Consider the following 12,309-nt stretch of genomic DNA (forward strand, 5'->3'; position numbering starts at 1 on the left):
GATAGCCGGGGGTGAGCCGGGCCGGCCGCACACTGGAACGCATGGCATCCCGACGAGAACACCCCCGTCCCGGTACGGACCGGGACCCGGCCACCGCGCACGCCTGGGCGGCAGTCGGCGGCGGACCGCTCACGGAACCGGTGACGTACGAGACCGCGCCCGGCGCCCTCGCCGCGCGGCTGCCCGTCCTGGAGGCGGCCCGGGCCTGTGTCGGGGTCTGCTCCCTCGCGGCGGCCGAACTCCTCGCCCGGCGCTCGGCGATCCCCGTACCGGCCGTCCGTATCCATGAAGCCGCCGTCGCCACGGCCTTCGTGAGCGAGCGGCAGCTGCGGATCGACGGCCGGACCCCGACGTCCTTCGCCCCGCTCTCCGGCTTCCGGCCCGCCCGCGACGGCTGGGTCCGCATCCACGCCAACTACCCCCACCACCGGGCCCGGCTGCTCACGGCGCTCGGTATCCCGGACTCCGGCGGCGACGACTTCCTCACCGGGGCCCTCACGGCGGAACTGGCGTCCCGTACGGCCCTGGAGATCCAGGAGACCGTCTACGCGGCGGGCGGCCTCGCGGTCGCCGTCGCCGAAGCGCCGCCCCACCCGCCCGCCGAAGCCCCGCCCCTGGTCGGCATCGCGGACCTGGAAGGCGGCGACCCGCGGCCCCTGCCGCCCGCACCCCTGCCCGCCGACGGCGTACGCGTCCTCGATCTGACCCGGGTCATCGCCGGGCCCGTCGCCACCCGCACCCTCGCCCTCTTCGGCGCCGACGTCCTGCGGATCGACCCGCCCCTCCTCCCCGAGGACCCCGACGCCCACGCCGACACCGGGATCGGCAAACGGTCGGCGCTGCTCGACCTGGTCGACCCCGGCGACCGGCGCGTCTTCGACAGGCTCCTCGACACCGCCGACGTCCTCGTCACCGGCTACCGCCCCGGCGCCCTCGACGCCCTCGGCCTCGGCCCGGCGGAGGTCGCCGCCCGCCGTCCCGGGCTGATCGTCGCCCGGCTCGACGCCTGGGGCGACCGGACGCCGTGGGCCGGACGACGCGGCTTCGACAGCCTGGTCCAGGCCGCGACCGGGATCGCCGCCGTGGAGGCGGCCGGCGGCGACCGGCCCGGTGTCCTGCCCGCCCAGGCACTCGACCACGGCACCGGCTATCTGCTGGCCGCCGCCGTACTGCGCGCCCTGACCGACCGCCAAGACACCGGCCGGGGACGGCTGATCCGGCTCTCCCTCGCCGCCACCGCCGCCTGGCTGCTGTACGGCATCCGCCCACCCCTCGACGCACCCCCGGTACCCGTGCCCGCGCCCGACCCCGCGCCCTGGCTGACGGTCACCGGTTCGCCGTACGGGCCGCTGCGCCACGCCCTCCCGCCGGTCCACTACGAGGGCGCGCCCCGCACCTGGAGCCGCCCGCCGACGCGGTGGGGCGGTGACCCGGCCGTCTGGCGGTGAACGTGGTCGTGACCGTGGCAGGAAAGGTGGGGTGCTGGTCATTGCGGCCATCCGCGGCCGGTCCGAGGATGGACGCATGAGCCAGCGCCCCGTACTCGTCGTCCTCTACGACGGCGTCCAGAGCCTCGACGTCACCGGCCCCGTCGAGGTGTTCACCGGTGCCGGATGGGCCGTCGGGGACGAGTCCGCCTATCCGGTGCTGACCGCGTCGCCCGGCGGCCGGCCGGTCAGGACCGGCAGCGGGCTGACGCTGGTACCCGATACCGACCTGGACTCCGCGCCCACCCCGCACACCCTCCTCGTCCCTGGCGGCGATCCCGCCGACAAGGCCCCCGAGGTCGTCGGCTGGCTGCGCGAACGCGCGCCGCGCGCCGAGCGGCTGATGTCCGTCTGCACCGGCTCCTTCCTTCTTGCCGCAGCCGGACTCCTCGACGGCCACCGGGCCACCACCCACTGGGCGTTCTGCGACGACTTCGCCCGCGAACACCCGCAGGTCGACATCGACCCCGACCCCATTTACGTCCGCGACGGCCGGATCGCCACCTCCGCCGGGGTGACCTGCGGAATCGATCTCGCCCTGGCGCTCGTCGAGGAGGACCACGGACGGGGGGCCGCGCTCACCATCGCCCGCCATCTGGTGGTCTTCCTCCGCCGCCCGGGGAACCAGTCCCAGTTCAGCGCCCTACTGGCGGCACAGACCGCGCAGCGCGAACCGCTGCGGGACCTCCAGCGCTGGATCGCCGAGCACCCGGACGCCGACCTCTCCGTCGAATCGCTCGCCGCGCGGGCCCGGCTCTCCCCGCGCCACTTCGCCCGCGCCTTCCACGCCGAGACCGGGGTCACCCCGGGCCGGTATGTGGAGAGGGTACGTATCGAACACGCCCGGCGGCTGCTGGAGGAGACCTCACGCGGGGTGGAGGAGGTCTCCCGCGCCAGCGGCTACGGCACACCGGAGGCGATGCGCCGGGCCTTCGTCCGCAGCCTCGGTACGGCCCCGGCCGAGTACCGGCGCCGGTTCCACGCCCCGCTCGCCCGCTGAGACCTCGCCCTTCCCGCGCCCGGCGGATCGGTTCGGCCGGGCGGCGCCGCGCCCTGCCTCCGTACCGCTGTCGACTCACCCACCTGTCGACTCACAGACCCACCGACCATCTCGTCCCTTCCGTCGATTCATCGATCCCGAAAGGCCGTTCCATGCAGATCGCCGTACTCCTCTTCGACCGCTTCACCACCCTCGACGCCGTCGGGCCCTATGAACTCCTCGGCCGGCTGCCCGGCGCCGAAACCGTCTTCGTCGGCAAGGAGACCGGTCCGGTACGCGGCGACCAGGGCTCCCTCGCCCTGGTCGCCGACCGGACCCTCTCCCAGGTCGGCAGCCCCGACATCGTGCTCGTCCCGGGCGGTCCCGGCGAGCGGGACGCGATGGCGGACGAGGAGATCACCGGCTGGCTGCGGACCGTCGACGCCGGGACCACCTGGACCACGTCGGTCTGCACGGGGTCGCTCGTCCTCGGCGCCGCCGGGCTGCTGAACGGCCGCCGGGCCACCACGCACTGGCTCGCCATGGAGGATCTCGCGGCGCTGGGCGCCGAGCCCTCGAAGGAGCGGGTGGTCTTCGACGGCAAGTACGTGACCGCCGCCGGGGTCTCCTCCGGTATTGACATGGCGCTTCATCTGCTCGGCCGGATCGGCGGCGACGAGCTGGCCCAGTCCGTGCAGCTGCTCACCGAGTACGACCCGCAGCCGCCGTACGACGCGGGCTCGCCCGACAAGGCCCCCGCGCACCTCGTCCAGCGGTGGCGGGAGGAGGCCGCCGGAGTCCTGAACTGACCGACGGGATCCGTCCGGTCTCACCCGCTCCGGTCTCACCCGGTCCAGGTGAAGCGGGGCGTACGGCGCTCCAGGAAGGCGGCGACACCCTCCGCGGTGTCGCCGCCGGGCCGGGCCTGCTCGGCCGCCACCGCGGCCCAGTGCGCCACCCGGTCCGCGCGATCGGCCACGCCGGGGCGCCCCGCGGCGAACTCCTTCGCGGCGACCTGGGTGAGCTGCGAGCGCCCGGCCAGGATCCGGGCGAACGCGGCCACCCGGGGACCGAGGTCCGCCGGGGGCAGCACCTCGTCCACCAGACCGGTCCGCAGCGCCCGCGCGCTGTCGATCAGCTCACCCGAGAAGAGCAGGTACTTGGCGGCCGACGGGCCCACCAGCTCCACCAGCCGCCGGGTGGACGACGGGGGATAGACCACCCCGAGCCGGGCCGGGGTCACCCCGAACCACGCGTCGGCCGCGGCGAACCGCAGATCGCAGACGGCGGCCAGCTGGCAGCCGCCGCCGACGCAGTAGCCCCGGACCTCGGCCAGGGCGGGCTTGGGGAACGCGGCGAGCGCCTCCTCGGCGACGACGGCGAGCTCCTGCGGGGTCCGGGGGTCAGCCCCGGAATCCGGTGCGTCCCCGGGGCCGCGCAGGGACGAGATGTCCGCGCCCGCGCAGAACGTGTCCCCTTCACCCGTCAGGACCAGTACCCGGACGGCGGGGTCGGCGGCCAGCCGCTCCAGCAGTACGGGGACCGTACGCCACATCGCCGTGGTCATCGCGTTGCGCTTCGCGGGATGGCGGATCACGACCGTCGCCACACCCTCGGCGACGTCGCACACCACACGGGGCTCCGGGCCGGAGCCGGCTGTCTCCATGCGCCGGATGCTATCCGCCACGGGTGGACCTACGATCAGGAAGGGGTGCGAGGAGGCGGAACGCCATGACCGGTACCACCCGCTACCCCGGGGCCGCGGAGCCCCGGAAGCTGAAGCGGAGCTTCGGTCTGCTGACCGTGCTCGGCACGATCCTGGTCGTCGCCGGGATCGTCGGGCTCGTCTACACCGGGCTCGCGACCCTGACATCGATGATCCTGTTCGGCTGGCTGCTGCTGATCGGCGGACTCGTCGGTCTGGTGCAGGCGGTCCAGTCCCGGGGCAGCGACTACTTCTGGCTGGTCGTCGTGATCGCCGCGCTCAACATCGCCGCGGGGATCGTGGTGATCCGCCACCCCACCGGCTCCGCCGAGACCCTGACCCTCTTCGCCGCCCTGCTCTTCCTCACCGGCGGACTGTTCCGGCTGATGGGCAGCCTGGTGGTCCGGGGCCCGCAGTTCGGCTGGACCCTGTTCCAGGGCGCCGTGGGGCTGGTCCTGGGCATCCTGGTGCTGGCGAACTGGCCGGAGAGCAGCCGCTACGTCCTCGGGCTGTTCTTCTCCCTCGCCCTGCTCTTCGACGGCCTCGGAATGATCGCCATCGGCGTCGGCGGCCGCCGGATCGTCCGGATGGTCACCGAGCCGGACCCGGCCGGACCGCCGGACGACTGACCGGGGAACGGAACGGTCACGGGCGGCCCAACGGCCGACGGGGTCGTACCGACCCGGTCAAAAGCCGTCGATTGCAGGCGACTTCCGTTCAGGACGGCGGTGCGTATCGGTGCCCCGCGACACTTGTCTCCCCGGAGTCAGTGGGCAGCGGACATGGCGAGCGCGCCATGGGTGGGAGTCGGATTGATGGAGAGCCGCGGCAGCGTCCCGGTCCGGCCTGCGGAACCGTACGGAGACCCGGGGGGTACGGGTGGGGGACCCGGCGTCCTCGGGAGTGCGGCAGCCGTGACCGGCCACACCGGGTGGAGCACCGGCCCGGTGGTGGGGGAGGGGGTCTGGCGGTTCACCGCGCCGACCGTCGAGTCCTCGGTGCCCCAGGCCAGACGCGCGGTCCGGGAGCTGCTCGACCGGCAGGGCGTCCCCGCGGCCGGTGCCACCGGGGAGACCGTCCAGGGCCTGCTGCTGATCGTCTCGGAGCTGGTCACCAATGTGGTGAAGCACGCGGTGCTGCTCTCGCCCGAGCTGGCCGTCGAGGTGGCGCTGAGCCGGGACCGGGTCAGGGTCTCCGTCGAGGACAACCATCCCTACCGGCCCACGGCGCTGGAGACCGACTGGGGTCAGACCGGCGGCCGGGGGCTGCTGCTGGTGCGGGAGATCACCCGGGAGGCCGGGGGGCGGTGCGAGGTCCGGCACACCGCGAGCGGCGGCAAGGTCATCTGGGCGGAGCTGCCGCTCGTACCGTACGGAGCCGGGGCGGCCGTTCCTTAACGGCCCGGCCGCCCTCCGGCCCTCCGGGTCACCAGCCCCCGGCCGGTCCGGTCAGCTCGCGGATCGCCGGACGGGCCGCGTCGAGGACCGTCATGAACCAGGCCGAGAACGGCGCGGCCGCGTGCCGCTCGGCCAGCTCGTCGGGGGTGACGAAGACGGTCTCGCCGACCTCCTCCGGGTCCGGGTCCGGGGCGGCCTGCACCATACCGACGAAGAGGTGGTTGTACTCCTGCTCCACCAGTCCCGATTCCGGGTCCGGGTGGTTGTAGCGGACCGTCCCGGCCTCGGCCAGCAGCGACGGGGAGACCCCCAGCTCCTCGTGGGTGCGGCGGGCGGCGGCGGCGAACGGCGCCTCGCCGGGGTAGGGGTGTCCGCAGCAGGTGTTGGACCAGACACCGGGGGAGTGGTACTTCCCCAGCGCCCGGCGCTGGATCAGCAGCCGTCCCCGCTCGTCGAAGAGGAAGACGGAGAACGCCCGGTGCAGCCTGCCCGGCGGCTGGTGCGCGGAGAGCTTCTCCGCGGTGCCGATGGTGTTGCCGTCTTCGTCGACCAGTTCGAGCATGATCGCCGGCGGGGCGTCGTGCGAGGCGCCTGGGGACGCGCTGTTCGGGGCGGTTGCTGGTGAGGTCGGCATAACCATCCTTCGCATCGGTGCTCGGCCCTGGGGCCCGCCCAGTCTGCCGTACAAAAGCGGCTTGTCCGCACTTCGGCAGAGCGGGCATGTCCCTGTCGGCACGTCCGCGCCGGGCGCGCGGGGTCCGTACGAGGCGCGCCCGCGGCCCCCGGAAACCGGATCGTGCCCCGGCCCGGCCGGTCGGAACCCCGGGGCGGATGTCGAACTGATGAACGGATTCATCCGACCGGCGCGTCGCGCGCGCCCTCTCCGCCGCCGGGGTCCCGGGGGCCCTGAGGCCTGTCCGACAGGCCTCAGTGGCAGAGCCTGGCCTCGTGCTCCGCGTGTCCCACCGGCTCCAGCTGGAAGGTGCAGTGTTCCACGTCGAAGTGGTCCCCGAGGCAACCCTGGAGGTCGTGCAGCATCCGTTCGTGCCCCACCGCGTCCAGTGTGTCCTGGGAGACGACGACGTGCGCCGAGAGGACCGGCATCCCCGAGGTGATGGTCCAGGCGTGCAGATCGTGGACGTCCTCCACGCCGGGCAGCTCCAGTATGTGGCGGCGTACCTCGGCCATGTCGACGTCCTTGGGCGCCGACTCCAGCAGCACGTTCACCGTCTCCCGCAGCAGCTTCACGGTCCTGGGCACGATCATCATGCCGATCAGCAGGGACGCGATCGGGTCGGCGGCCTGCCAGCCGGTCGTCAGGATGATCACGGCCGACACCAGGACGGCGACGGAGCCCAGGGCGTCGTTGAGGACCTCCAGATAGGCGCCGCGGACATTGAGGCTGTCCTTCTGGCCGCGCATCAGCAGGGAGAGGGAGATGATGTTGGCGACCAGACCCACCAGGGCGAAGACGATCGTCAGGCCGCTCTTGGTCTCGGCCGGGGTGATGAACCGCTCGATCGCCTCGTAGAGCAGGAACGCGCCCACCCCGAGCAGCAGCAGACTGTTGGCGAGCGCCGCGAGGATCTCGGCCCGCGCGAGACCGAAGGTGCGGTTGGTGCTCGGCGGCCGGTTCGCGAAGTGGATCGCGAGCAGGGCCAGGGAGAGCCCGATGCCGTCGGTCGCCATATGCGCGGCGTCGGCGACCAGGGCGAGCGACCCCGTGACGACCCCGCCGACGATCTCCACGACCATCACGCTGAGCGTGATGGTCAGTGCGATCCGTAGCCGCCCCTTGTACGCGGCCGCGGCCGTGCCGGTCGGCGGCGGTCCGCCGTGCGTATGTCCGTGATCGTGCCCAGCCCCCATGAAAACGGCCTCCGGATCGTTGGGAGAAACAGCCCTGCCGAACCTCAGTGAACTACGGGTGGGGGGTATGTTGCAACACGGCACTGAACACCGTTGTCATTCCTCTGACCTGCGGAAATGATTTCCAGAACGGTCTGGGAGAAGATCGCAGGCGGTGGGGGTGGAGGGTGGCATTCCGGGTCCTTGGAAGCCCTTCGTCAAAGGTCCGCGAAGGCCGGTCGGACGGGTCGGCGCGGCCCCCGCGGCCCCGGCCGCCGGCGGCCGGGGCGGTCGCGGTTTGTCGCGGCGGCCGGGATCGACAATGATGATCTCCGGACGGGGTCCGCGGGGGGCCGGACGTGCCGCGTGGGACGCGAGCGGCCGGTGAACTCCCGTTCCCGTACATCCGATAGCCTCTGCCGACGAGCCGCCGCCCGTGCGTCACGGGCCGAGCCGCCGCGCATCCACACCTCGGTTCCAAGGAGTGAGTTCGTCTGTCGACCGCCATCCTCACCGGTCCGCCCGTGCCCGGATCGTCGCTCGAGGGCGATCTGCGGTCGCTGGGCTTCGACGTACGGGTCTCGCCGGGACCCGATGAGACCGCCGCGCTGCTCGCCGCGGTCCCCGCCGCCGACCGGGTCGCCGTCGTGGACTCCCGCTTCGTCGGGCACGTCCACTCCCTGCGCCTCGCGCTCACGGACCCCCGCTTCCCCGCCGCCGCCGTCCCCGGCGCCGTCACGGCACAGCCCGAGGCACGGGCCGCCCTGACCCGGACCCTCGCGGCCGGGCCCACCGCCGGCGACACCCCGGCCGCCGAAGGAGCCGTCCGCACGTCGGAGCGGGCCGGGACGCTGCCCGACGCCATCGCGGCCGGTCTGGAGGAGTCCGGCACCGCCGTCCACCGCCCCGAGCTGGGATCGCTGGTGGCGACCGTCCCCGACGACCCGCAGGCCCGCAACGAGGCCCGCCAGGCCGTCGCCGCCGTCGACGACGAGGCCGTCAGGCTCCGCTCCGCGGTCAAGGCCCGGGACGGCTTCTTCACGACCTACGCGATCAGCCCGTACTCCAAGTACCTGGCCCGCTGGTGCGCCCGCCGCGGCCTCACCCCCAACCAGGTCACCACCGCGTCCCTGATCACCGCCCTGATCGCGGCCGGGGCCGCGGCCACCGGCACCCGCGGCGGCTTCGTCGCCGCCGGAGTGCTGCTGCTGCTCTCCTTCGTCCTCGACTGCGCCGACGGACAGCTCGCCCGCTACTCCCTCCAGTACTCCACGATGGGCGCCTGGCTCGACGCCACCTTCGACCGCGCCAAGGAGTACGCGTACTACGCCGGCCTCGCCGTCGGCGCCGCCCGCGGCGGCGACGACGTATGGGCGCTCGCGGTGGCCGCCATGGTCCTCCAGACCTGCCGCCACGTCGTCGACTTCTCCTTCAACGAGGCCAACCACGACGCGGTCTCCAACACCAGCCCCACCGCCGCCCTCTCCGACCGGCTCGACAGCGTCGGCTGGACGGTCTGGGTCCGCCGGATGATCGTGCTCCCGATCGGCGAGCGCTGGGCCATGATCGCGGTGCTCACCGCCGTGACCACGCCCCGGATCGTCTTCTACGCCCTGCTGATCGGCTGCTCCCTCGCCGCCTGCTACACCACCGCGGGACGGCTGCTGCGGTCGGTGACCCGCAAGGCGCACCGCACCGACCGGGCCGCGCAGGCGCTGGCCGACCTCGCCGACTCCGGACCGCTCGCCGAGGCCGTCGCCCGCGCCGGGCGCGGACTCACCGCGAAGCTCCCCGCCCTGGTCCCGCCGGTGATCGCCCTGCTCGGCGCCGGTGCCGTGGTCGCCGTCGCGGCCCTCGCCGACTACGGCTCCTGGGCGCCCGTCGCCGCCGCCGGGGTTTATGTCCTCACCTCGGGCCTTGCCGTCGCCCGCCCCCTCAAGGGCGCCCTCGACTGGCTGGTCCCGCCGATCTTCCGGGCCGCCGAATACGGCACGATCCTGGCCCTCGCCGTCCGCGCCGACGCCCCCGGGGCCCTGCCCGCGGCCTTCGGCCTGATCGCGGCCGTCGCCTACCATCACTACGACACGGTGTACCGCATCCGTGGCGGCTCCGGCGCGCCCCCGCGCCTGCTGGTCCGGCTGACTCTCGGACACGAGGGCCGCACCCTGGTCACCGCGCTGCTGGCAGCCCTGCTGACGGCCACCGACTTCACCATCGCGCTGACGGCGCTCGCGGTCGCCGTCGCCCTTGTGGTGCTGGTGGAGAGCATCCGCTTCTGGGTGTCCTCCGCGGCGCCCGCAGTACACGACGAAGGAGAACCCGCATGATCGGCCTCGTACTGGCAGCCGGCGCAGGACGGCGTCTGCGTCCTTACACCGACACCCTCCCGAAGGCCCTCGTGCCGGTCGACGGAGAGCGCTCCGTCCTCGATCTCACCCTGGCCAACTTCGCCGAGATCGGTCTCACCGAGGTCGCCATTGTCGTCGGCTACCGCAAGGAGGCCGTGTACGAGCGGAAGGAGGCGCTGGAGGCGCGCTACGGCCTCAAGCTCACCCTCGTCGAGAACGACAAGGCCGAGGAGTGGAACAACGCCTACTCCCTGTGGTGCGCCCGTGACGTGCTGAAGCAGGGCGTCATCCTCGCCAACGGCGACACCGTCCACCCCGTCTCCGTCGAGCGCACCCTGCTGGCCGCCCGCGGCGAGGGCCGGAAGATCATCCTCGCCCTCGACGCGGTGAAGAACCTCGCCGACGAGGAGATGAAGGTCATCACCGAGGACGGCCTCGGGGTGCGCCGGATCACCAAGCTGATGGACCCGGCCACCGCCACCGGCGAATACATCGGCGTCACCCTGATCGAGCCCGAGGCCGCCGATGAGCTGGCCGACGCGCTGAAGACCACCTTCGAGCGCGACCCCGACCTCTACTACGAGGACGGCTACCAGGAGCTGGTGAACCGCGGCTTCACCATCGACGTCGCCCCCATCGGCGATGTGAAGTGGGTCGAGATCGACAACCACGACGACCTCACGAAGGGCCGTGAGATCGCGTGCCAGTACTGACTCGGCTCATCCCCTCGCCGGTCGTCGTCGACATCCGGCCCGGGGCCCTGAACGAGCTCGCCGTCATCCTCGCCGACCAGCGCATCTCGTCCTCCGGCACGCTCGCGATCGCCATCAGCGGCGGATCCGGGCGGGCCCTGCGCGAGCGGCTGGAACCGGCACTGCCCGGCGCCCACTGGTACGAGGTCGCGGGCGGCACCATCGACGCGGCGGTGACACTGGCCGACGCGATCAAGGGCAAGCGGTACGACGCGGTCGTCGGCCTCGGCGGCGGCAAGATCCTCGACGTGGCCAAGTACGCGGCGGCCCGGGTCGGCCTGCCGATGGTCGCGGTCGCCACCAACCTCGCCCACGACGGCATCTGCTCCCCGGTCGCCACCCTCGACAACGACAACGGCCGGGGCTCGTACGGACTGCCCACCCCGATCGCCATCGTCATCGACCTCGACGTCATCCGGAAGGCCCCGGCCCGCTACATCCGCTCCGGCATCGGCGACGCGGTCTCCAACATCTCCGCCATCGCGGACTGGGAGCTGTCCCAGCGGGTCAACGGCGAGAAGGTCGACGGCCTCGCCGCCGCCATGGCCCGTACCGGGGGCGAGTCGGTCCTGCGCCACCCCGGCTCCATCGGCGACGACGAGTTCCTCACCACCCTCGCCGAAGCCCTCGTCCTGACCGGGATCGCCATCTCCATCAGCGGTGACACCCGCCCGGCGTCCGGCGCCTGCCACGAGATCAGCCACGCTTTCGACCTGCTGTACCCGCAGCGGGCCGCCAGCCACGGCGAGCAGGTCGGCCTCGGGGCCGCCTTCGCCATGCATCTGCGCGGCGACCACGAGCAGGCCGGCCTCTTCGCCGAGGTGCTGCGCCGCCACGAGCTTCCGGTGCTGCCCGAGGAGATCGGGTTCGGCGTCGACGAGTTCGTCGAGGCGGTGGCGTACGCGCCGCAGACCCGCCCCGGCCGCTTCACCATCCTCGAACACCTCGACCTCGCCACCGACCAGATCAGGGACGCGTACGCCGACTATGCCAAGACCATCCGTAGCTGAGCTCCGCCCGGTCGTGCACCCGGAGGGTGTGAAGGACCGGCGCAGCGGAGAGCACTGGGCCGGACGCCTGTACATGCGGGAGCTGTCCCTGCGGGTCGACCGCTATGTGGTCAATACCCGGATCACCCCCAACCAGCTCACCTACCTCATGGTCGTGGTGGGCGTGATAGGCGGCGCCGCGCTGCTGATCCCCGGAATCACCGGGGCGATCCTCGCGGTCCTGCTCTTCCAGATCTACCTCCTCCTCGACTGCGTCGACGGCGAGGTGGCCCGCTGGCGCAAGCAGACCTCCGTCACCGGGGTCTACCTCGACCGGATCGGCCACTACCTGTGCGAGGCGGCCCTGCTGGTCGGCTTCGGCATCCGCGGCGCCGACGTGTTCGGCGACGGGCGGGCCGAATGGCTGTGGGCGTTCCTCGGGACGGTCGCCGCGCTCGGCGCCATCCTGATCAAGGCCGAGACGGACCTGGTCGACGTGGCCCGCACCCGCAGCGGTCTCACCGCGGTCAAGGACGAGGCGTCCGTGCCCCGCTCCTCGGGCCTGGCACTGGCCCGCCGCGCGGCGGCGGCGCTCAAGTTCCACCGGCTCGTCGGCGGTATCGAGGCCAGCCTCTTCATCCTGGCGGCCGCGATCCTCGACCTGGTCCAGGGCGATCTGTTCTTCACCCGCCTCGGGATCGCGATCCTCGCCGGGATCGCCGTCGTCCAGACCCTGCTGCACCTGGTCTCGATCCTCGCGTCCAGCAGACTGAAGTGACCCGCGGTCCGCTCCCCCCACCCGGG

12 protein-coding genes are annotated in these 12,309 nt (G+C 72.9%); 9 read left to right on the forward strand and 3 right to left on the reverse strand.

Translation table 11 applies throughout. The features are described 5' to 3' along the window. Positions 1-41: 41 nt before the first annotated feature. The 3 genes from ACFXG1_RS05190 to ACFXG1_RS05200 all read left to right on the forward strand — a co-directional run bounded on the left by ACFXG1_RS05190 (position 42) and on the right by ACFXG1_RS05200 (position 3,275). Positions 42-1,448 (forward strand): CoA transferase, encoded by a 1,407-nt coding sequence (locus ACFXG1_RS05190; RefSeq protein WP_384741116.1) that lies wholly within the window; start codon positions 42-44, stop codon positions 1,446-1,448. 76 nt (positions 1,449-1,524) lie between these two features. Then, positions 1,525-2,487, forward strand: coding sequence for a GlxA family transcriptional regulator (locus ACFXG1_RS05195; RefSeq protein ID WP_384723752.1), 963 nt, complete (start codon positions 1,525-1,527; stop codon positions 2,485-2,487). Positions 2,488-2,639: 152 nt separating this feature from the next. Then, the gene (locus tag ACFXG1_RS05200; protein ID WP_384741120.1) at positions 2,640-3,275 is read left to right on the forward strand and encodes a DJ-1/PfpI family protein; all 636 of its coding nucleotides are present in this window, start codon (positions 2,640-2,642) and stop codon (positions 3,273-3,275) included. 35 nt (positions 3,276-3,310) lie between these two features. On the opposite strand, the gene ACFXG1_RS05205 is transcribed toward ACFXG1_RS05200, so the two are convergent. Next, a complete protein-coding gene (locus ACFXG1_RS05205; RefSeq protein ID WP_384741123.1) occupies positions 3,311-4,132 on the reverse strand; it encodes an enoyl-CoA hydratase/isomerase family protein in 822 nt (273 codons plus the stop codon). A gap of 65 nt (positions 4,133-4,197) precedes the next feature. Between ACFXG1_RS05205 and ACFXG1_RS05210 the strand changes: the two genes are divergently transcribed. Both ACFXG1_RS05210 and ACFXG1_RS05215 read left to right on the forward strand, forming a co-directional pair. Continuing rightward, the gene (locus tag ACFXG1_RS05210; protein ID WP_384715243.1) at positions 4,198-4,800 is read left to right on the forward strand and encodes an HdeD family acid-resistance protein; all 603 of its coding nucleotides are present in this window, start codon (positions 4,198-4,200) and stop codon (positions 4,798-4,800) included. A 186-nt stretch (positions 4,801-4,986) separates the two neighbouring features. Beyond that, the gene (locus tag ACFXG1_RS05215) at positions 4,987-5,568 is read left to right on the forward strand and encodes an ATP-binding protein (RefSeq protein ID WP_384715240.1); all 582 of its coding nucleotides are present in this window, start codon (positions 4,987-4,989) and stop codon (positions 5,566-5,568) included. Positions 5,569-5,596: 28 nt separating this feature from the next. Here the strand turns inward: ACFXG1_RS05215 and idi are convergent, their stop codons facing one another. Next, positions 5,597-6,202 carry an isopentenyl-diphosphate Delta-isomerase gene (idi, locus tag ACFXG1_RS05220; RefSeq protein ID WP_384715237.1) on the reverse strand — a complete coding sequence of 202 codons (606 nt, stop codon included), beginning with the start codon at positions 6,200-6,202 and terminating at the stop codon, positions 5,597-5,599. Positions 6,203-6,495: 293 nt separating this feature from the next. Next, positions 6,496-7,437, reverse strand: coding sequence for a cation diffusion facilitator family transporter (locus tag ACFXG1_RS05225; protein ID WP_384715233.1), 942 nt, complete (start codon positions 7,435-7,437; stop codon positions 6,496-6,498). Between the two features lie 473 nt (positions 7,438-7,910). Between ACFXG1_RS05225 and ACFXG1_RS05230 the strand changes: the two genes are divergently transcribed. The 4 genes from ACFXG1_RS05230 to ACFXG1_RS05245 are packed head-to-tail and all read left to right on the forward strand — an operon-like array spanning position 7,911 to position 12,283. Continuing rightward, on the forward strand, positions 7,911-9,743 hold the full coding sequence (locus tag ACFXG1_RS05230) for a DUF5941 domain-containing protein (RefSeq protein WP_384715249.1): 1,833 nt from the start codon (positions 7,911-7,913) through the stop codon (positions 9,741-9,743). Next, on the forward strand, positions 9,740-10,477 hold the full coding sequence (locus ACFXG1_RS05235; protein WP_384715230.1) for a sugar phosphate nucleotidyltransferase: 738 nt from the start codon (positions 9,740-9,742) through the stop codon (positions 10,475-10,477). Before ACFXG1_RS05230 ends, ACFXG1_RS05235 begins: the two co-directional genes overlap by 4 nt. Next, on the forward strand, positions 10,465-11,526 hold the full coding sequence (locus tag ACFXG1_RS05240; RefSeq protein WP_384715227.1) for an iron-containing alcohol dehydrogenase family protein: 1,062 nt from the start codon (positions 10,465-10,467) through the stop codon (positions 11,524-11,526). The genes ACFXG1_RS05235 and ACFXG1_RS05240 overlap by 13 nt, the downstream gene beginning before the upstream one ends. Beyond that, a complete protein-coding gene (locus ACFXG1_RS05245) occupies positions 11,504-12,283 on the forward strand; it encodes a CDP-alcohol phosphatidyltransferase family protein (RefSeq protein ID WP_384715224.1) in 780 nt (259 codons plus the stop codon). The genes ACFXG1_RS05240 and ACFXG1_RS05245 overlap by 23 nt, the downstream gene beginning before the upstream one ends. The last annotated feature ends 26 nt before the right edge of the window (positions 12,284-12,309 follow it).

The sequence above is a fragment of the Streptomyces sp. NPDC059248 genome (genome assembly GCF_042753905.1).
Lineage (GTDB): Bacteria > Actinomycetota > Actinomycetes > Streptomycetales > Streptomycetaceae > Streptomyces.